The organism is Streptomyces sp. NPDC048415, assembly GCF_040651675.1.
Taxonomy (GTDB): domain Bacteria; phylum Actinomycetota; class Actinomycetes; order Streptomycetales; family Streptomycetaceae; genus Streptomyces.
Genome location: NZ_JBEZKJ010000073.1, coordinates 24,470 through 42,177 on the forward strand (window position 1 = coordinate 24,470; position 17,708 = coordinate 42,177).

Genomic DNA, 17,708 nt, shown 5'->3' on the forward strand with positions numbered 1-17,708 from the left:
TGACGGGCTTCCTCCCTGCTGAGAGGTACAGCCTCCCAGCCCGCGTAGCATGACGGTCATGGAGCTGCGCCAGTTGAGGTACTTCGTCGCGGTCGCCGAGGAACTGAACTTCGGCCGCGCCGCCGAGCGGCTCCTCATCGCAGGCCCCTCCCTCTCCCAGCAGATCAAGGCCCTCGAACGCGACTTGGGCGTGCGGCTGTTCGACCGCGACCGCCGCTCGGTGTCGCTCACCCCGGCCGGAGCCGCGCTGCTCCCGCACACCCGCGCACTGCTGGAGCGGGCCGACGACCTCCAGCGCAGGGCCGGCCGGCTGGCGGGCTCGGAAGCGGTCCGGCTCGGCTACGTCAACTGGCTCCCCGCGGATCTGACCGCGCGCACCGCCGGGGTCGCCCAGCTGCACGTCGACGCCTGGATCGCGCCCTCCCACACTCAGGCCGCCCGGGTCGCCGACGGCAGCCTGGACCTCGCCGTGTGCTGGGCGCGGGACGAGGACCTGAAACGGCACGGCCTGCGGGCCCGCTGCCTCGGCGCCGACCGGCTCTACGCCGTGGCCGCGGGCACCGACACCGGTGACGTACGCGCCCAGGACACCGCCGTCCTGCTAGACGACGACATCACCTCCTGGTCGTCCTGGAACGTCTACGCCGAACGGCTGTGCAACGACACCGGGGCCCACGCGGTGCGCATCTCCGACGGCGGCATCACCGGCCCTGCCTTCTTCGACCACGTCCGCCGCAGCCGCCGCCCGGTCGTCAACTCGCCCAAGGGGCAGACCACTTCGCTGCCGCCCGACCTGGTGCGGCGCGAGGTCGTCGCGCCGACGGTGCACTGGACCTGGTCGCTGGTGTGGCGCGAGGGCGAGACACGCACCGCGGTGCTCGCCGCCGTCGACGCGCTCTGCGCCGGCGTCGGCGACCTCGGACTCCGCCCTCCGGACGCCTGGCTGCCCGACGGGTACCCGCCCCGCTGACGTGCGCTGGGAGGCCAGGACTCTCAACAATGAGGAATCCGGTCCTGGGAAAAGGCCCTCTGACCTTTGACTTCGTCTCGCCCAGACGCCTACTTTCCGAATAGGCGACCGGTCGGCTAGCAGCCGGGCGGGAGCACCTCAACCACTACTCGGAGAAGGTCGTCATGAGCTCACAGAACCTGAAGGTCGCGATTGTCACCGGAGCCTCGCAGGGCATCGGAGCCGGCCTCGTCGACGCCTACCGCAAGCTCGGCTACGCCGTCGTTGCCACCTCACGCACCATCGCTCCCGCCGACGACGCGGACACCCTGACCGTGCAGGGCGACATCGCCGAACCCTCCACCGCCGAGCGGGTCGTCGCCGCAGCAGTCGAGCGGTTCGGCCGCATCGACACGCTGGTCAACAACGCGGGCGTCTTCGTCGCCAAGCCCTTCCCCGACTACACCGCTGACGACTACGCGGCCATGACCGGCATCAACCTGGCCGGGTTCTTCCAGATCACCCAACTGGCCATCCCGCACATGCTCGCCCAGGGCGGTGGCCACATCGTCAACGTCACCACCAGCCTGGTCGACAACGCGGACTCCCGCGTCCCCTCCGTCCTGGCCTCGCTGACCAAGGGCGGACTGCAGTCCGCCACCAAGTCCCTCGCCATCGAGTACGCCACCCGCGGCATCCGTGCCAACGCCGTGTCGCCGGGCACCATCCGAACCCCGATGCACCCGGAAGAGACCCACCAGGGCCTCGCCGCCCTGCACCCGGTCGGCCGGATGGGCGAGGTGAGCGACATCGTCGACGCCGTGATCTTCCTCGAGACGGCTCCCTTCGTCACCGGCGAGATCCTGCACGTCGACGGCGGTATGAGCGCCGGCCACTGAACTGCGGCTCGCATTGACGAATCGACGAATTGACGAATCGACGGGAGAAACCCGATGAGCACCACGACAGACAGCACGGCGATCCTGCGCCGCGTCCTCGACTCCTGGAAGGCGGCCGTCGATGCGCACGACCCGCAGCGGGTCGCCTCCCTCTACACCGAGGACGCGATCTTCCAGGGCCTGCACCCCTACACCGTCGGACGGCAGGGCATCGCCGAGTACTACGACTCCCAACCCCTGGGCATGACTGCCGAGTACCGGATTCTCGAAACCCGACGGCTCGCCGACGACCTCGTGCTCGGTTACCTGGACACCGAGTTCTCGTTCACCGACCGGCCCCCACTGGGCGTCAAGCTCGCCGTCCTGGTGCGGCGAGTGGCGGAGGGCTGGTCCATCGTCCACTACCAGGTGTCCCGCCTGGACGAGACCGCTTAGGCGTCCGGGGCCCAGGTCCAGGCACTCTCAGTCGTACCAGGGAGCTGCGGACGAACGCGGAACTCGGAGACTGTTGCTCACCCCGGTCCGACCAGTTGCAGACGCCCCCCGCCTGCTGCCGCGGCTGCTGAAGGCCGCACACGCGGCCCGGTATTCGTGACCCACCGCCGCCCCCGGCCCGGCAAGGTTGTGAGCCCGAGAGACGTCTGCCCTGACACCGGCCTGCCCCGGCCGTCGTACGGACAGGCCCGCGCGCTGCTGGACGAGTACACCGCAGTGCGTGGGCCAGGGGCGGGCTGGGACCTGCGCGGGTACCGCCACTCCCCCTGACCCACCTCGGCGAGAAGGGCGCTCGCTGCTGATGCTGATGGCGAAGTCGAGACATAAGAAGCCGGAGAACGTCCGCCGTTGCTTCAAGCCGTCCCCGGAGGCCATCGCCGAGCTCACCAGCCTGCTCGCCCCGCGCGACAGCCGACGCTCAGGGCGGCCAGGGCGGTTCGCGCGGCCCGGCGGCGGATCAGGGGTATAGGTGAAGTACTGAACGGTGATGTCGAGCCTGGTCGCAGCTACTTCTCGCTCTGCTGGAAGTGGTGGAAATACTCCAAGACCGGCTCTTGATCGTTGTCCTTGGCGGGGCCACTTTCCGGGTCCGTACTGTCGCAGACTTGCAGGACGTGGTAGCCCGGATGGTCGCCGCGTCCATGTCCCAGTCGACCCAAGGACTGCAATCGTGAGCGAGCGCGTTCTCATCCCCCGCAACCGGGGCTTCCTCTTCCTCGACTCCCACCCGGCGGGCTGCGAGCAGATGGTGGCTGACATGTGGCGGGCATGCCCCGCCCCTGCCACTGTGCCGGAGGGTGCCGGGCCGGTGGCTCTGATCATCGGCTCCTCGGCCGGATACGGCCTGGCGGCCACTCTCGCCGGACTCAAGCGTGCCGGCATCCGCGGCATCATGGTCTCCTTCGAGAAGGCCCCCACCGAACGGCGTACCGCTACGGCCGGCTGGTACCGCACCGCCGCCACCGCCGACATTGCCCGCACCGTCGGCCGGGATCTGGTCTTCCTCAACGGCGACGCGTTCTCCGAGACGATGAAGAACCAGGTCGCCGATCTCATCGAGCGGCGTTTCGGCGGCAGGCTGGACTACCTGATCTACTCGGTGGCGGCGCCCCGGCGTACCGACCCCGACACCGGCACCACGTACGCCTCCGTCCTCAAGCCGATCGGCCAGGCGAACCGCACCAAGACCCTCCTTTTCGACGACCAGGGCGTTCCCGAGGTCCGCGAGGTCGAGACCGGGCCGGCCGAGGGCGATGATGTCGAGCAGACTGTGGCCGTGATGGGCGGCGCGGACTGGGAACGCTGGATCGACCACCTCGCCGGTCGGGGCCTGCTCGGCGACGGCTTCGCTACCGCCGCGCTGTCGTACATCGGCTCGCCGCTGACAGCGGCGATCTACCGGCAGGGCACCATCGGCGCGGCCAAGGCCCACTTGGAGGCCACCGCCCGCGCCCTGAACGAGCGGCTCGACAAAACGGTGGGCGGGCGGGCCGTGACCTCCGTCAATGGCGCCGCCGTCACTCAGTCCTCCACCGCCATCCCCGGCATCGCCCTGTACACCGGCCTGCTGCGCGGCGTCCTCGGAGAGCATCTGGTCTCGCCGGTACATCAGCTCGCCAACCTGTGGGACCAGCTCACCGGCGCGGCCCCGCTCGCTCTGGACGACGAAGACCGGATCCGCCTGGACAGCTGGGAACTCACCGACGACGTCCAGGCGGCCGTCGCCGAACGCTGGGAGGCCGCCACCACCGACACCATCGCGGACCTCGCCGACCTCGCCTGGTTCCGCGCCGAAGTCCAGCGCCTGTACGGATTCTCCGTGCCGGGCATCGACTACACCGCCGCGGTTGCCACTGACATCCCCTGGCCCGGTCACACACCCTGACCCCGGCACGGAGAACCGCCATGGGTCCACGGACGCCGATCCGCCGCAGCCAAGGGGAAGGATGTGGGCGTACCAGCATCGCGCCGAAGGCCACACCGGTCACCACGTAGCGCGAAGATGCGACGGACCGGGCGCCGACGTCATTGTTACGGTCGCTGGATGGAGAGCTGGCACGAGGGCGGCGTACGCGCTCGGATACGGGAGATGGCGGCACGGGACCCAGAGCGGTCCCGATTCGGGGCGGACACACACCGGTACGAGCTGGCGCCGGCGCTGCCGGAGGCGGAGATCAGAGCGTTCGAGGAAGCCCACGGCATCGATCTGCCGGCGGAGTACCGGTCCTTCGTCGCAGAGGTAGGCAACGGACCCGCCGGTCCCGGGTTGATGCCGTTGACCGTCCCTCGCCCGGAGGTCGGCGAGGAGTGGGCCGTGGACGACGAGTGGGAAGAAGACCGGCTGCCGGGCCGACTCGCCAAGCCGTTTCCCCTCACTGAACCCCGGCCCGGCCGGATCGGCGCATCGGCCGGTGAGCTGACCCGGGGCACGCTGATGCTGGCCGACGAGGGCTGCGGCATCTACGTGAGGCTGATCCTGACCGGCCTGCGAGGGGGCGAGGTCTGGAAAATTGACCCGGACTGGGGCCGGCTTCGTACCGGTGAGCCTCGGTTTTCGCACCTGGTACACCGAGTGGCTACAGCGCCCGTGAACGCGCCTCACGCCGTCCGGATCAAACCCTCGACCTTCGATGAAGCCACATCACGAGTAAGAAGTCACGTCATTTGGCGAGTCTGCGGGAGCAGATCAGCGTGCAGGCGATGCTGGTGAAGGCGAGGAAGTGCTCGGCCTTGCGCTCGTAGCGTCGGTGAAGGCGGCGGCAGCCGGCGAGCCAGGTCATGGTGCGTTCGATGGTCCCAGCGGTGGCGGCCCAGCCGCTGGGAAGTCTCGATTCCCTTGCGGGCGATGCGGTGGGTGATGCCGCGCTGGAGTAACCATCGGCGCAGGTGGGAGTAGTTGTAGCCCTTGTCGGCGTGGAGCTTGTCCGGCCTGCGTCGCCGATGTCCTCGGCGGGGGCGGATCGGCGGTATGTCTTTCACCAGAGGAATCAGGGCCTGGCTATCGTGCAGGTTCGCCGTTCCGCAACGACGTTGTCAGAGGACGTCGTAGGTCAGGTGCGTCGCGGTCGATGTCGAGGTCACGCTCCGCTGCACCAACGTGCGCGGCGCTCCGCCGGTGAACAGGGGCGTCCCGGCACCCAGCACGACGGGCGCGAGGTGCAGCGACAGCACATCGACCAGCCCGGCGTCGAGCGCCGAGCCGACCATGGCGCCGCCGCCCATGAGGACGACGTCGAGGTCCTTGCCGCTGTCCGACGACGCCGCCTCGGCGCGCACGCGCGCGACGGTGACGGCGTCGGGCAGACCGGTGGTGATGAACGTCCAGTCGAGGTCGGTGAGCCGCACCGACTCCGGCGGCGAGCTCGTCACGACGACGAACGCGGGCTTGCCGACCTCGCCGGCGCCGTAGCCGGACTTGTCGTCCCAGCCGTTCGGCCCGTCGACCACGTCGAAGAGTCGGCGGCCGAGGACCACGGCGCCCGAGCGGGCGGTCCCCTCGCGCAGGACCCGGCGGTCGTCCGGGTCGTCGGAAAACGCCCAGGTGTGCAGGGCCTCGCCGCCGGTGCCCAGACCGTTGTCCGGGCCGGGGTCGGGCCCGGTGACGAAGCCGTCGAGGGAGACCGAGATGTCAGCGATGATCCGAGTCATACCAGGGCAGACCCGATCCGCCGCGCAAACTCATCGCTCACGCATGAAGCATGTGCCGGATACGAACCCGATAGCCCCGGAGTAGACGATGCCTGCCGACAGTCTGGGCAGCTCAGGCGGCCTGCGCGGCAGGCAAGCGGGCCAGGCTCCTTTTGCCCCGGGTCAGCCGACGGGTCATCAGCGTGATCCCCGCCCAGGTGATCAGACTCTCCGAGCGCTGGACGAGCCGTTCGTATTCTCCCTGCGCCGGGCAGGATCCTGAATCCGCCCGTGAGTCGTCCCCGCCCGCGCGGGAGTTGTCCGTTCGACGACGCGGTCAAGATGCAGCGCAAGACGTCGTCCCCGCCTGCGCGGGGGTTGTCCGCTGGTGTCGGAAGGCAACGCCATCGTGCGGTTCTGGCGAGCACTTGAGGAGCCAGGGCCGCAGTCAGCGTCTCAGTGGCCGCCATACTTCTCGCCGCTCATGCCTGCCCCAGATGGTGTGACCGAGCACCAGGTGGCTCGTGCCCATCAGCCGCAGGACCTGGTCGAGGAACCGGCTCGTGCAGAGACGGCGAGCGAACACCTCGCCGTACTCCTCGACATGCTCGACGACCAACTGGTGGTCCTTCTGCGCGCGGGCACGCCAGTCAATGACCTGCTCGCGGGTCAGCTCCTCCAGGAGGATCGGCGCCTGGCCGTCGTCCTCGAACGCCTCGGGCTGCACGAGCGCGGGCATCGGACAGGGCGCGGCCAGCGCGACCGGTGCGGTCAGCTCCCCGACGCCGACATCGGCACGGGCCTGCTCCGCAGGGGCGCGGCGCTCCGCCCGCCCGGCCTTGATCCGCTCGCGAGCCAGCTGCATCGCCCAGCCCTCCGAGGTAACGGCCTGGTGCATCCGCCGCTCGGCCTCTGAGGTATCGGGCAACTACATCCCCGGGTGCGCGATGCAGGTCTTCTGCCAGTGTTCCCGCTGGGCTTCGGCGAGATCCCCGTCGTGGTGCTGCATGCCGTGTCCCGCTGCTCGTGTCCGCCCCGCCGTGCGGTGGGCTTCTGCGGCCGATCCTTGCACGGCCTGGGGCGCTGTTCAGCTGCCGAGGGCAGGGGTCTTGACGGCGGCGAGGCGTTCGATCATGCCGAGGCTGTAGCGGTCGCGGGCGGTCACGGTGAATCCGGCTTCGCGTACGAGGTGCAGCGGGCGCCGCAGCTGGTGATCGCCAGCGAACTTGACCATGGCCGGGTCGAGGAGGCGCTGGCCCATCCGGATGGCGAAGTTGTTGCTGATGATGTGGTCCAAGAGCAGCAGGGAGCCGGCGAGCTTGAGGACCCGGTGCATCTCGGCGACGGCACGGCGGTCGTCGGGGATGCAGCAGAGAGCCAGGGAGCAGACCACGGTGTCGAAGGAGGCGGCGGGGAAAGGCAGTTCGGTGGCGGAGGCTTCAGTGAGGGCGACCTCGACTCCCGTCTCGGCGGCCCGCTCGCGGGCGCGTTCCAGCATCGCCGGAGAGAGGTCCACTCCGGTCAGATGGGTGTCCTTGGGGTAAGCGGGGAGGTTCAGACCAGTGCCGACGGCGACTTCCAGGACGCGTCCCTGGGCTTGGGAGCACACTCAGCGGCGCCCGTCACGGATCATGAAGCGGTCGTAGTAGCGCATACAGCCGTCGTAGTGCGGCGCATCGCGTTCCCAGATCCGGCGGGTGCGCTCGTCCTGCTCGCCGCTGTGTCGCATGGCGTCCCCCTGGTCTTGTGGTGTCGGCGATCTCAGCATTGCTTCCCCGGAAATCAAAGGCGACCGGTGCGCCTGGAAACGGGCAGTCCATCGGTTCAGCAGCGGCCGCAGCCGGGTCGGCGGCCGCAGGCATCGGCGGGGGGCGGCCGAATTTTGCGGCGTGCGCTGGACCCGCCAAGCACGGCAGCGACAGCGGGCGGGAACTGGTCTGCGGCCAGACGGCTGGCGTGGCGAGCGTGCTCGCCTGTCGGGACGGGGCACGGTCGGCTCCTGCAGGCTTACCGGATCAGCATGCGGCTGGGCGTTCGTGATCGGCATCGCCAGCCAGTGTTGATCCAATTCGGAAAGCTTGAGTCCTGGGAACCTTTGAGCGTGGTCGGCTGCGGAGGTGTCGGCGCGTTCAGCACCACCGGGGATCGGCTGGCCCGCGCATCCGGCAGCTTCAGTGGCGTGGGACGCGAGGTTCAGCGCTGGCTACCCTCGCCCTCCTGAGGCCGAGGGAGGAGCATGGGAGAGGAGCGACCAAAGGGAGGCCCGCCATGACATCCGAAGCCTCGGACTACGACACCTGGCTGTACTCTCACACACCCTCCCAGGCCGAGGGCGAGCGCGACGAACCGGCTGAGCGTGCAGCCATGGTGCACCCGGACGTCCCCAGGACCGAGCCGTCCCAGGCGGAGGGCGAGCGGGTGGACGACGTCAAGACCACATGACCGCAGCGAGCCGGACTGGACGTTAAGGGGTCCGGCTCACTGCCGCTCGGCCCCGGACGGCCGTCTGGAAGGCGTCGCCTGTCGCGGCGATTCGGCGGCAGTGCTGGTCCTCCTGCCGTTCCCCGGACTTCGGTACCTGGTTTCGGGGGTAATGCGACTGGCAGGCTGGTCGTCTCCGCGGCGGGCGTGTGGTCGACGCATCGGCCCTAACATGGCCCTCCGTCCACGATGAGCACGGTGTCCTTTGCGAAGCGTCGCCGGGGCCGCGGCGCAAGGAGCGGGCCGAGCTGGTCGATGATCCTGGGTCGTGTCTCAAAGTCAGGTTCCTACTGCATGGCCAACGGCCTTGCCCGGCTGCCCGGACGGGGTCGGCCCTGAAATCATTTCGCCCGTGCTCGCCTCGTCCGGTACGGTCGCGGGATTGTTTTCACTGCCGGGAGCCCATGAGGTTCGCGTGTGGCCTCCCCGGCAGTTCCCAGGCTGAGAGCAGGTTTCGTTATGGCATGTCGTATCAGTGAGCTCGTGCTCGGTTGCCGCGACCCTGAGGTGCTGGCGCGGTTCTGGTGCGAGGTCCTGGACTTCGTCGTGCTCGATCGCGAGGACGACGGCACGCTGGAGATCGGGCCGCGCGAAGGGTTCGGCGGTCCGCAGCCGACGATCATCCTCAGTCGCAGGGATGAGCCGGAGAAGGGGAAATCCCGGCTGCACATCGACGTCAACGCCACCGACCGCGATCAGGACGCCGAGCTCGAACGCCTTCTGAAGCTTGGTGCGCGCCCGGCCGACATCGGCCAGACAGGGCAGGAGCAGTGGCATGTCCTGACCGACCCCGAAGGCAATGAGTTCTGCCTGCTCAAGGCCCGCCTCAACCCACTCTGATGCTCATCGGTCACGCCTCGGCACCAGGTACCTAGGTGTACTCGGCCAAGAGGTTGGTAACTCGCGTCGGTAGTTGATCAAGGGAAGACCTCCGGGCGTAGTGGAGATGCCTGTCTTCATCACAACCGGAGGTCTTGGTGACCCACGCTCATGCCCGGCTGACCTTTCACGGCAGATGTCTTCTGGTGCGCCGTGTCGTGCACGACCTGGGTCCGGTGGCGCACGTGGCCAAGGAGCTGGGAGTGTCGCGCCAGTGCGCGCACCGATGGGTGGCCCGTTTCCGGGCCGAGCGATGGGACGGCGGCCTGCACGACTGCTCCAGCCGCACCCGCACCCGCACCCGCACCCGCACCCGCACCCGCCCGAGGCATACTCCCGCATACGTCGAGGCCGCAGTGCTCAGTGCACGGCGCGCTCGATCAACCTGCACCCACCACATACACGCAGGTCAGAAAGCCACTGCCCCGCTCAGCCCCACACTCCGAGCACTCCGAGCCACCAAGCGGCTTCAGCAACGTCAGCACCGCAGAGTCGGGGCAGCGATCCGCGCGGCTGACCAGTGGCCGGCCCACTACGTCGCCTTCGATCTGCTCCGCGTCGGCACCGACCTGACCACGCAGCCGTACCGGGGCCGCCGGGCGGCACTGGAAACGCTCTTTAGCGACCACCAGCTCCAGGCGCCCTGGCCCCTGTGTCCCTCCACCATCGATTCGCAGCAGGCCACCGTGTGGCTGGCGTGGTCCTCGGTCGGCCTGGAAGGGCTCGTCTTCAAGCGCCTCGATCAGGCCTACCTACCTCTGGCTGGAGAGCGTGGCGCAGGTACCGGACCCGTCACACCACTGAGGCCGTGGTCGGCGCGGTCACCGGGACCGCAGCCGCCACCACGACCGCGCTGCTCGGCCGCCTCGACGACAGCGGCCACCTCCAGTACGCCGGCCGCAGTACAACCGGTCGTCGTCGCCGAAGTCGGGGTCGACGTTGCCTTGGACATGGCCGGACGCTGGAGGCACCCGGTCCGCCCCGTGCGCGTGCGCCCCGACTTGACGCCGAACGACGTCCCGCTGTTCGGTCGACTGCGGCACAGGCATGGCGGTCGGCGGTCTGCCGGGCTTCGGCGAGAGCCCCTGAGCGTAGGAGCAGGCAGCTCAACTGTTGCTGGTCGCCCGGCGCATGGGTGTCTGTGGTGAGCAGTTGCCGGAGGGCATGCTGGTCGGGTTCGTCGGCGAGGTCCAGGGCGAGCAGGACGGGCAGGGTGGGGCGGCGGTTGCGCAGGTCGCTGTCGCCGGGTTTTCCGCTGCGGCCAAGTGCGGCGTCAACGCGGCCGCGCCGCCCACGGCCAGCACCGCACCACCGGCGTCAAGTGCTGCTCCCGCGAAAGCGCCCGGGCCCGCGTCCAAGCCCAACGCGAATTCCGCCGACGTTGTAAGACGCAAACAGGCCCCGCACACGGCTGACCAACCAGCCGGAACCGAACACCCACGGACCAACGGGAGCACACAGCAACGACAGGAGATCGCATCTGGCTGGACAGCGACGCCTGGTAACTCGCCTTGCGGGTGAGAGCCCGAGTCCCGACTGCGCCGCGAGGGCCGTGCCAGGGACGGAGAACGGTGCCGCCGAGCGCGTACGCACGGCGGCACCGTCAGTCAGGCCGACTCAGGCTCGATCAGGTGTTCCAGACCTGAAACTCGGAGACCTGTCCGGCAGGCCAGCCGGTGTTCGCGGTGATGTTCACTCGGAAGTAACGCCGGGTGGTCGCCGGGAACGTGAGGGTGACCGTGTTGTTGGTGGTCGGGTCGAAGGTGTAGGTAGCCGACGACTTGACGGTGGTGAACGAACTCCCGTCCGTGCTGCCCGACAGCGACAGCGTCTGGTCCCGGGCGCCCCAGCCGGCGGGCAGTTGGAGGACGACACGGCCGGCGCTCTGCGCGGACCCGAGGTCCACCTGCACCCATTGGGGAAGGGCGTTGTTGGCGCTCTCCCAGTAGGTGCCCTGGTTGCCGTCCGTCACGTTCGCCGACGCGTACACGTCGGCGTGGCTGGACTCGGTGGTAGGCGTGCCGGCCGCCAGGTTCTTGTTCACCGCACCGGCGCCGGTGCCGGTCAGCGCGACCGTGGACGTACCGTTCGACGCGTTGCCGGCGACAGTGAGGTCGCCAGTGCGGGTTCCGGACGCGGTGGGTTTGAAGGTGACGCTCACCGTGCAGGATGTGCCCGCCGCGATCGACGTCCCGCAGGTGTTGGTCTGGGAGAAGTCGCCCGTGATGGTGATGCCGGAGAGTGTCGCGGTCGCGTTACCGGTGTTGGTCACCGTGACGGTCTGCGCATTGCTGGCGGTGTTGAGCGCCTGACTGGGATACGTCAACGACGTCGGGCTCGTCGACAAGGTCGCCGTCGATGCGCCGCCGCCGCCGCTGGGGAACACCTGGAAGTCCGACAGCTGGGCGCCGTTCCACCCCGAGTTGGCGGTGATGTTCACCCGCACGTATCTCGCCGTGGCGGCGTTGAACGTGATGGTCGCCGTGTTGCTATTGGTGTTCGGGTCGAAGGTGTACCCGGCGGAACCCACGATCGTCGAGAAGTTCGAGCCGTCCGTGGATCCCTGCACCGAGAGAGTCTCCGTGCGGGCCGACCAGGCAGTCGCCGGCGGGAGCTTGAGCACGACCTTGCCCAGGCTGTAGTTCTGGCCGAGGTCGACCTGGGCCCACTGCGGGAACGAGCCGTTCGCACCCTCCCAGTACGTCGACGCGTCCGGGTCGGTCAGGTTCGAGGCGACGTACGGGCTGTTGCTGGAACTGGCCGATGCCGGCCGCCCGGCCGCGACGTTGGTGGTGCTGTCGATTCCGGTGCCGGTCAGGGAGACGGTGGTCGGGCTGTTGTTGGCGTTGCTGGTGACGGTCAGGTTGCCGGTGCGTGATCCGCCCGCGGTGGGCTTGAATCCGACGTTCACCGAGCAGGACGCGCCGACCGCGAGGGTGGAGCAGTTGTTGGTCTGGGTGAAGTCGCCGGTCACCGCGACCCCCGAGACGGTCGCCGAGGCGGTGCCCGAGTTCGTCACCGTCACCTTCTGAGCGGTGGCCGACGAGCCGACCACCGTACCGTCGAAGGACAGGCTCGCCGGGTCGGTGTTCAGGACCGGGCCCGGCGCCGTGCCGGTACCGGAGAGGCTGACCGTGTTGGTGGTGCCGCCCGCGTCGACGGTCAGGGTTCCGGTACGGCTACCGGTGGCCGTCGGCGCGAACTTCACGCTGACGGTGCAGGATCCGTTCGCCGCGATCGACGAGCCGCACGTGTTGCTCTGGGCGTAGTCGCCGCTGGTAGAGATCGACGACACGGACGCGCTGGAGTTGGTCGGGTTGGAGACCGTCACGGTCTGCGGCGCGCTCGTCGAACCGGTCGCGACCGAACCGAAGTTCAGTGCGCTCGGGGTGGCGGTCACCCCTTCGCTCGGGTAGGGCGGGTAGACCGGGGCCGGCCACGGGCCGCAGTACGGCGTACCGCTGATGCCGGAGTTTCCGCCGCCGTCGGTCACCACGAAGTTCCCGCCCGAGCAGCTGTACACCGGGGACGAGTAGCCGACGCCGGTCGCCGTGACGTTGGTGAACTTGGCCGCGCCGCCGGTCTGTTCCTGCAGCGCGAATGTTCCGGTGCCGGCGATGGTCACGTTGTTGAGGTTGACTCCGCTGATGGTGCCCTCGACCCACTGGACCGCCTCGTACGGACTCTGCTGGATCAGGGCGTTGGTCACGTTGATCGGGCCGGTGATCGCGCCCTGGCTGCCGTCGAACCACAGCGCGCCCACGCCGAACTGCCAGTTCGGGTCGAGACTGCCGTCCCGGATCATGGTGTTGCCGGAGATCGTGGTGGTGCCGACCGGTGTCGACGAGAAGCGCTGCCCCACGTGGATGCCGCCGCCCTGGGCGAGACCGGTGTCCACCACCCGGTTGCCGCTGACGGTGTTGTCGTGGCCGCCGTAGATCGCGATGCCGTTGGCGAGGATCTGCAGCGACACCGTGTTGTTGGAGATCGTGTCGAAGGCGTCGGCTCCGATGCCGGAGTCCGCCCACGTCGCGATGCCGTCGTCACCGGTGTTGCGGATATCGCTGTTGGTGACCTTGGAGTTGGTGACCCCTCCGTGGAAGTTGATGCCGTCCGCGGTGGCGTCGCGGATGCGCAGGCCGCTGAGGGTCAGGCCGTCCATCGGCCCGTCCATCCAGGCGCCGACCTTCATGTGGTCGATCCACAGGCTCGACACCGTCGAGTTGCTCATCGCGCCGCCGATGCCGTTCACCTGGGCGCTGTCGTTGCGCTCCTGGACGTCGCCGAAGATCGCGAAGTTCTGCAGGTGCACGCCGGTGCTCGCCAACGGCGCGGAGTTGCCGTAGAAGCCGGGCGCCGTACCGGTGACGGTCGAATACCACATCCCCGCACCGGCGATCGTCACGTTGTTGACGCTGATGTGGCCCGGGATGTTGTAGGTGCCCGGCGGTATCCACACCGTGCCGCCGGCGCCGGCCGCGCTGATCGCGGCGTTGAACGCGCCGGTCGAGTCGCTCACGCCGTTCGCGTCGGCACCCTTGCTGGTCACCGACACCGACCCGGAGGGCGCGGTCAGCGCCGCGCCCACCTGCTCGAAGTCGGCGAAGTCGATCGTGTACGAGGATGCGGTGTCCTCCGCGTCGACCTGCAGCTTGAACGTCGTGCCGGCCGGATAGGTGGTCGAGAAGAGGCGGTGCGCCTCGTCGAAGAAGTGGTGCGGGTTGCTGCCCGGTGTGTTGGTGAACGGGTAGCTGCCGTAGTACCAGCTGTAGGCGTTGGTCAGGGTGAAGTTGGGCTGCTTGGTTCCGTTGATGTACAGCGACAGCGGGGCGGTGTAGACCGAGCCACCCGAGGTGTCCGGGATGCTGTACCGGAAGTCGATCGAGTTGGTCGCCACCGGCGTGGTGAACGTGACGTACTTGCCCGTGCCCTGCAGGGTCACGGCTTTGCGGTACGACGCCTCGTCCGCCAGCTGGCCCTGGGTGTAACTCGGGCCGATCGCGCTGCCGTTGGTGGTGGAGTTCTCCGCCTGCACTTCGACGTACGGCAGGTTTGCGCCGCTGCCGCCAGTGGCGGTCGCGGCCCACGCGGGCTGGGCAGCCAGAGTGACGACGCCGACGGCAGCCAACAACGCGGTTATGACTCCTAAGACGAGGGACCGTCTCAAATCTCCGATGCACTGGAACACTTATTGCTCCTTTCGGCACAGAATGCCGGATCTGCGCCGTGGACACCGCCGGGGTGAGGGGACGGGGAGGAGCGAGGGAACTCCAGGAGATTGCGGCAGTACTTGGCACAGCGAGACACCGCGCCGACTACGGGGCGGCGGTGGGCGAGATGGCTCGCGGCTTGCGTGTCGTGGCTCGTGGCTCGTGTGGGGCAGTAACGGCGCAACGAGGACCGTAATCCCCTCGACATTCAAGCGCAAGAACCTGACAGGACTTTGAAATATTTGGATCCTGAGGCCCAGCCTGTGTGAGGATCCAGTGCGAACCTGCGCCCCCGCGTCAAACACCGGGCCTTCCTGGGTGGTTGGGAACACCACTTGCCGCTGCCGTTCAGCTCCGTGAGCTGTGTGAGCTCCGTACACCCGGACAGGGGGGTGTCTCGTTCTCCCTGGTGTCAGTGCGCAGGCCTGCACTTGCGGTAGCGCGCGCAAGCTCTCGCGCCTCTGGCACCCAGGCGTAAGCCGGTCCGCGATCTCCGCGCACAGTCGCGGGTCAGTGAAGGTCTCGTCCACCCTCCGAACGATTCGTTCGAAGCGATCGCCACACTGTTCTTTTCCTTACGCTCCGTCAAAACCTGGAACGGCAGCTTCGCTCCACGACGATCAAGCTCCATATGTCCCAGCTCAGCGATACAAAGAAGATCGACGCGGCCGTAGCGGGCGATGGTCTTGGCCAGCATCTTCACGTCCGCCGCCTCCACCAGCTCGTTGACGAGCTTGGTCGCCGGCACGCACTTGACCCGGTACTCGTGCACGCAGCCTCGGTGCCCAGCGCGATGAGCAAGTGTGACTTGCCGCTCCCGCTGTCGCCAATCAAGCACAGCGGCAGGCCCTTCTTCACCCACTCGCACTTCGCAAGTGTGTTGATCGTGGCCGGATGGATGGCAGGGTTGACCTCGTAATCGAACTGCCGCAAGGACTTGTCGCGCGGAAAGCCCGCCGCCTTGATCCGACGCTCGGAACGTCGCCGTGCCCGGACGTCGCACTCCGACAGCATCAACTCGGCCAGGAACCCGCGATACGTCATCTGGTCGCGCACCAAGAAACAGCAGGTCGAACGGCTACGAGAGCAAAGTGACCAGGGGGAAGCTGGAGAGAATGCGCTCGGGTGATTACGCGTCCCGGCGCCTCTCGCCAGCCCTTTGCAGCCATTGCTTGGCTGCGACGCTGTTCTGCTGGGCGACCCAGCAGTCGAAGTCCTCCAGCAGGTATGCCGACTCGATCGGCTTGAGCCGAATCTGTGGGCGCTCGTCCATCCACCAGATCTCGAAGTTCGTCACGGTCCCCTCGGCCGGCCATCGGGCTGGGTCACGCGGGAGGAGGAGTACATCGACGAAGCCGCCTACAGAGAGCCTCAGATCAATGAAAATGCCGATGGCACCGGGCCTGGGAACGCGTACGACGGTCCCGGTCAAGCATTCGCCGATCCGCAGTCGAGATCGCAGTTGCTCCCATGGTTCATCAACAGGCATCCCGCCATCCTGCCCGATCGGATCTATGGCTGGAGATCCTCGTGGAGTCCTTCGATCCTGCGACTTGGTCCAGCGTGGGCTCCCCCTACCTCCACCAGGCTCCAGCCCGCTTACCGAGCTCAACACCCAGGTCGAACGCTGAGACCTGGAGGACGACGACCGCCGGATCGGCTCCCGGCCCCACACCGTCGGCGAGCACTTCGCAGTTGAGCAGCCTCTGCTGCCGCGTTGCCGGAAGAACACTTCGAGACCGCCCGCCCGTTCAGCCCACGCGTGGACCGCTACGGCCAGATCACCATCCGCAGGAACCGCTACTCGGTGCCGGTGCGACTCATCGGCCGGCAGGTGCGGGTCCTGCTGCATGCCTCCGAGCTGGTGATTTACGAGGGCCGCACCGAAGTCGCCCGCCATGAACGACTCGCCACCCGCGGTGGGATCCGTCTGGAACTGGATCACTACCTCGAGGCCCTGTTGCGCAAGCCCGGTGCTCTGCCCGGCGCGACCGCACTCTAACAATCCCGCACGGCAGAAAAGCTCACTCCGGTTCACGGCGCCTGGTGGGCGGCGGTCCGCAAGATTCACGGAGACGCGGCTGGCACCCGGGCGCTGGTCGAAGTGCTTCTGCTGCACCGCGCCATGACGCATGAGCACATCGTCGCCGGCATCGCCGCGGCACTGCAGGCTGGCGCGATGACCCCTGACGTGGTCGCCGTCGAGGCCCGCAGGGCCGCCCAGGTTGACACGGCCAGCGCCGTCGATCTCGGACCGAAGCGGAGCTACCCGCAGGTCACCTCGCTCACCGAGCGGCGGCTGGCCGCGCTGCCCCCAGACACCCGGCCGTTGCCGTCGGTCGCCGCATACGACCAGTTGCTCAGGCGGCAGCGGCCGCCACCCGATGAACCCCCAGAGGACTTGCCAGGAGGGAAGAATTGCCGTGAGTGAACAACGCCATCGCGGCCTGACCGAGCAGGCCGCCGACGCGGCTGTCGACACCGCTTGCCGGGTGCTGCGGCTGCCCACCATCCGGGGCCAGTACAGCCGACGGCCGACGCCGCCGAGCGCGAGCAGATGACCTACCGCGGCTTCCTGGCCGAGCTCTTGATGGCCGAGTGCGAAGACCGGGATCGGCGCCGATCAGAGCGGCGCATCAAGTCCGCCGGATTCCCCCGCCAGAAGTTCCTGCGGGATTTCGACTTCGACGCCAACCCCAATGTCACACCGGCTGCCGTCCATACCCTCGCCACCTGCGAGTGGGTCCGCAAAGGCCAGCCACTGTGCTTGATCGGCGACTCAGGCACGGGAAAGTCTCACCTGCTCATCGCGCTGGGCACCGAGGCTGCGATGGCCGGCTTCCGGGTCCGCTACGTCCTCGCCGCGAAACTCGTCAACGAGCTGGTCGAGGCAGCCGACGAGAAGCAGCTGACCAAGACCATCGCCCGCTACGGACGCGTCGACCTGCTCTGCATCGATGAACTCGGCTGTGCGCCACGAGGCGCTGATGGATCTCGCGGGATGAGAGGCCCGCCGCCGGTCCTCGCAGGGACCGGTTGAAGCTGGAGGCAGGCTGATCCCCGGGTTGGGGGCGAGGCCGGAAGCAGCCTCGACAACGTAGGGACGGACCGGCACCACCAGACGGTTCGTGCCCGCAAGCGAAGACGGAATGGGTGCAAGGAAACTGA

Annotated in this window: 13 protein-coding genes and 6 pseudogenes; 11 read left to right on the top strand and 8 right to left on the bottom strand. The window is 68.2% G+C overall.

Going from position 1 to position 17,708, the window contains the following annotated elements; all coding sequences use genetic code 11:
* The first annotated feature begins 49 nt into the window (after nucleotides 1-49).
* The 4 genes from AB0D27_RS33715 to fabV all read left to right on the top strand — a co-directional run bounded on the left by AB0D27_RS33715 (nucleotide 50) and on the right by fabV (nucleotide 4,228).
* Nucleotides 50-970 (top strand): LysR family transcriptional regulator, encoded by a 921-nt coding sequence (locus AB0D27_RS33715; RefSeq protein WP_362516256.1) that lies wholly within the window; start codon nucleotides 50-52, stop codon nucleotides 968-970.
* Between the two features lie 164 nt (nucleotides 971-1,134).
* Nucleotides 1,135-1,848, top strand: coding sequence for an SDR family oxidoreductase (locus AB0D27_RS33720; protein ID WP_362516258.1), 714 nt, complete (start codon nucleotides 1,135-1,137; stop codon nucleotides 1,846-1,848).
* A gap of 54 nt (nucleotides 1,849-1,902) precedes the next feature.
* Nucleotides 1,903-2,283, top strand: coding sequence for an SgcJ/EcaC family oxidoreductase (locus AB0D27_RS33725; protein WP_362516259.1), 381 nt, complete (start codon nucleotides 1,903-1,905; stop codon nucleotides 2,281-2,283).
* A 730-nt stretch (nucleotides 2,284-3,013) separates the two neighbouring features.
* Nucleotides 3,014-4,228, top strand: coding sequence for an enoyl-[acyl-carrier-protein] reductase FabV (gene fabV / locus AB0D27_RS33730; protein WP_362516260.1), 1,215 nt, complete (start codon nucleotides 3,014-3,016; stop codon nucleotides 4,226-4,228).
* Between the two features lie 775 nt (nucleotides 4,229-5,003).
* Here the strand turns inward: fabV and AB0D27_RS33735 are convergent.
* The 4 genes and pseudogenes from AB0D27_RS33735 to AB0D27_RS33750 form a co-directional block, all read right to left on the bottom strand.
* A pseudogene (locus AB0D27_RS33735) lies at nucleotides 5,004-5,358 on the bottom strand (transposase); the annotation flags it as partial.
* A gap of 18 nt (nucleotides 5,359-5,376) precedes the next feature.
* Nucleotides 5,377-5,991: a dihydrofolate reductase family protein gene (locus AB0D27_RS33740; RefSeq protein ID WP_362516261.1), complete on the bottom strand. Its 615-nt coding sequence runs from the start codon at nucleotides 5,989-5,991 to the stop codon at nucleotides 5,377-5,379.
* Between the two features lie 427 nt (nucleotides 5,992-6,418).
* Nucleotides 6,419-6,898 carry a hypothetical protein gene (locus tag AB0D27_RS33745; protein ID WP_362516262.1) on the bottom strand — a complete coding sequence of 160 codons (480 nt, stop codon included), beginning with the start codon at nucleotides 6,896-6,898 and terminating at the stop codon, nucleotides 6,419-6,421.
* A 159-nt stretch (nucleotides 6,899-7,057) separates the two neighbouring features.
* Nucleotides 7,058-7,579: a class I SAM-dependent methyltransferase gene (locus tag AB0D27_RS33750; protein WP_362516264.1), complete on the bottom strand. Its 522-nt coding sequence runs from the start codon at nucleotides 7,577-7,579 to the stop codon at nucleotides 7,058-7,060.
* A gap of 659 nt (nucleotides 7,580-8,238) precedes the next feature.
* Between AB0D27_RS33750 and AB0D27_RS33755 the strand changes: the two genes are divergently transcribed.
* Nucleotides 8,239-8,412, top strand: a complete 174-nt coding sequence (locus AB0D27_RS33755; RefSeq protein ID WP_362516265.1) for a hypothetical protein — start codon at nucleotides 8,239-8,241, stop codon at nucleotides 8,410-8,412.
* 218 nt (nucleotides 8,413-8,630) lie between these two features.
* On the opposite strand, the pseudogene AB0D27_RS33760 reads toward AB0D27_RS33755, so the two are convergent.
* Nucleotides 8,631-8,714 (bottom strand): annotated as a pseudogene (locus AB0D27_RS33760) (IS5/IS1182 family transposase); the annotation flags it as partial.
* Between the two features lie 196 nt (nucleotides 8,715-8,910).
* Between AB0D27_RS33760 and AB0D27_RS33765 the strand changes: the two are divergent.
* The 3 genes and pseudogenes from AB0D27_RS33765 to AB0D27_RS33775 form a co-directional block, all read left to right on the top strand.
* A complete protein-coding gene (locus AB0D27_RS33765) occupies nucleotides 8,911-9,291 on the top strand; it encodes a VOC family protein (RefSeq protein WP_071967176.1) in 381 nt (126 codons plus the stop codon).
* 137 nt (nucleotides 9,292-9,428) lie between these two features.
* Nucleotides 9,429-9,701, top strand: a pseudogene (locus AB0D27_RS33770) (leucine zipper domain-containing protein); the annotation flags it as partial.
* A 108-nt stretch (nucleotides 9,702-9,809) separates the two neighbouring features.
* A pseudogene (locus tag AB0D27_RS33775) lies at nucleotides 9,810-10,478 on the top strand (hypothetical protein); the annotation flags it as partial.
* Between the two features lie 479 nt (nucleotides 10,479-10,957).
* Here the strand turns inward: AB0D27_RS33775 and AB0D27_RS33780 are convergent.
* From AB0D27_RS33780 to AB0D27_RS33790, 3 genes and pseudogenes are all read right to left on the bottom strand, one after another.
* Nucleotides 10,958-14,458 (bottom strand): choice-of-anchor D domain-containing protein, encoded by a 3,501-nt coding sequence (locus AB0D27_RS33780; RefSeq protein WP_362516267.1) that lies wholly within the window; start codon nucleotides 14,456-14,458, stop codon nucleotides 10,958-10,960.
* 555 nt (nucleotides 14,459-15,013) lie between these two features.
* Nucleotides 15,014-15,593: pseudogene (locus AB0D27_RS33785) on the bottom strand (ATP-binding protein); the annotation flags it as partial.
* Between the two features lie 76 nt (nucleotides 15,594-15,669).
* The gene (locus tag AB0D27_RS33790) at nucleotides 15,670-15,837 is read right to left on the bottom strand and encodes a hypothetical protein (RefSeq protein ID WP_362516269.1); all 168 of its coding nucleotides are present in this window, start codon (nucleotides 15,835-15,837) and stop codon (nucleotides 15,670-15,672) included.
* 420 nt (nucleotides 15,838-16,257) lie between these two features.
* On the opposite strand from AB0D27_RS33790, the gene AB0D27_RS33795 reads away from it, so the two are divergent.
* The 3 genes and pseudogenes from AB0D27_RS33795 to AB0D27_RS33805 all read left to right on the top strand — a co-directional run.
* Nucleotides 16,258-16,542 (top strand): hypothetical protein, encoded by a 285-nt coding sequence (locus tag AB0D27_RS33795; protein WP_362516271.1) that lies wholly within the window; start codon nucleotides 16,258-16,260, stop codon nucleotides 16,540-16,542.
* 123 nt (nucleotides 16,543-16,665) lie between these two features.
* Nucleotides 16,666-16,971, top strand: a complete 306-nt coding sequence (locus tag AB0D27_RS33800) for a hypothetical protein (RefSeq protein ID WP_362516273.1) — start codon at nucleotides 16,666-16,668, stop codon at nucleotides 16,969-16,971.
* A pseudogene (locus AB0D27_RS33805) lies at nucleotides 16,964-17,508 on the top strand (ATP-binding protein); the annotation flags it as partial. The gene AB0D27_RS33800 and the pseudogene AB0D27_RS33805, both read left to right, overlap by 8 nt.
* Between the last annotated feature and the right edge of the window lie 200 nt (nucleotides 17,509-17,708).

Bases quoted from the DNA above. Each gene is read 5' to 3' on its own strand.
- AB0D27_RS33715 (WP_362516256.1), top strand. From the start codon at position 50: ATGACGGTCATGGAGCTGCGCCAGTTGAGGTACTTCGTCGCGGTCGCC.
- AB0D27_RS33720 (WP_362516258.1), top strand. From the start codon at position 1,135: ATGAGCTCACAGAACCTGAAGGTCGCGATTGTCACCGGAGCCTCGCAG.
- AB0D27_RS33725 (WP_362516259.1), top strand. From the start codon at position 1,903: ATGAGCACCACGACAGACAGCACGGCGATCCTGCGCCGCGTCCTCGAC.
- AB0D27_RS33740 (WP_362516261.1), bottom strand. From the start codon at position 5,991: ATGACTCGGATCATCGCTGACATCTCGGTCTCCCTCGACGGCTTCGTC.
- AB0D27_RS33755 (WP_362516265.1), top strand. From the start codon at position 8,239: ATGACATCCGAAGCCTCGGACTACGACACCTGGCTGTACTCTCACACA.
- AB0D27_RS33765 (WP_071967176.1), top strand. From the start codon at position 8,911: ATGGCATGTCGTATCAGTGAGCTCGTGCTCGGTTGCCGCGACCCTGAG.
- AB0D27_RS33800 (WP_362516273.1), top strand. From the start codon at position 16,666: ATGACGCATGAGCACATCGTCGCCGGCATCGCCGCGGCACTGCAGGCT.